This window comes from Weissella minor (genome assembly GCF_001437425.1).
Taxonomy (GTDB): Bacteria; Bacillota; Bacilli; order Lactobacillales; family Lactobacillaceae; genus Weissella; species Weissella minor.
The window spans coordinates 801-1,583 of sequence record NZ_JQCD01000030.1 but is presented as its reverse complement, the minus strand read 5'-3'; the positions used below and the strand labels follow the sequence as shown (position 1 = coordinate 1,583).

Annotated in this window: 7 tRNA genes; all 7 read right to left on the bottom strand. The window is 49.7% G+C overall.

Annotation, left to right across the window (positions count from 1 at the left end):
• Positions 1-60 precede the first annotated feature (60 nt).
• Positions 61-132: transfer RNA gene (locus tag IV67_RS06720), tRNA-Gly, on the bottom strand.
• 48 nt (positions 133-180) lie between these two features.
• Positions 181-252 (bottom strand) — tRNA-Gly (locus IV67_RS06715).
• Between the two features lie 47 nt (positions 253-299).
• Positions 300-372 (bottom strand) — tRNA-Phe (locus IV67_RS06710).
• 9 nt (positions 373-381) lie between these two features.
• Positions 382-455 (bottom strand) — tRNA-Asp (locus tag IV67_RS06705).
• A 3-nt stretch (positions 456-458) separates the two neighbouring features.
• Positions 459-532: transfer RNA gene (locus IV67_RS06700), tRNA-Met, on the bottom strand.
• 32 nt (positions 533-564) lie between these two features.
• A tRNA-Ser gene (locus tag IV67_RS06695) sits at positions 565-654 on the bottom strand.
• A 20-nt stretch (positions 655-674) separates the two neighbouring features.
• Positions 675-748, bottom strand: a tRNA-Met gene (locus IV67_RS06690).
• Positions 749-783 lie beyond the last annotated feature (35 nt).

Sequence of the window (783 nt, the reverse complement as noted above, 5' to 3'; positions counted from 1 at the left end):
AACCTCCGACCTCACCCTTATCAGGGGTGCGCTCTAACCAGCTGAGCTACAGTCCCAAAAAGCGGATGACGGGAATCGAACCCGCATTCCCAGCTTGGAAGGCTGGAGCACTAGCCATTGTACTACATCCGCATTATATTACTGAAACAAAACTAAATTCTAAAAGCTTTTATTTCTAAAAGCGGATGACGGGAATCGAACCCGCATTCCCAGCTTGGAAGGCTGGAGCACTAGCCATTGTACTACATCCGCAAGACGTAAACACACTCATTATTCAATTCATATGTTTACTAATATGATGGCGCGAGGCGGAATCGAACCGTCGACACTACGAGCTTCAATCGTATGCTCTACCAACTGAGCTATCGCGCCATAAAAAAACGGTCACAACGGGACTCGAACCCGTGATCTCCTGCGTGACAGGCAGGCGTCCTAACCACCTAGACCATGCGACCAAATTGCGGGTGCAGGATTTGAACCTACGACCTTCGGGTTATGGGCCCGACGAGCTACCAGACTGCTCCAACCCGCGATAATTATTAACTGTACTTTTTGAAGTACATAAGGAGAATGTGGGATTCGAACCCACGCGCCGGTTTCCCGACCTGACGGTTTTCAAGACCGTTCCCTTCAGCCAGACTTGGGTAATTCTCCAGTAGATACTTACGTATCAATCGCGGCGGGGGGAATCGAACCCTCGACCTCTCGGGTATGAACCGAACGCTCTAGCCAGCTGAGCTACACCGCGAAAATTATATTAAACATATGACCCCAGGGGTCATA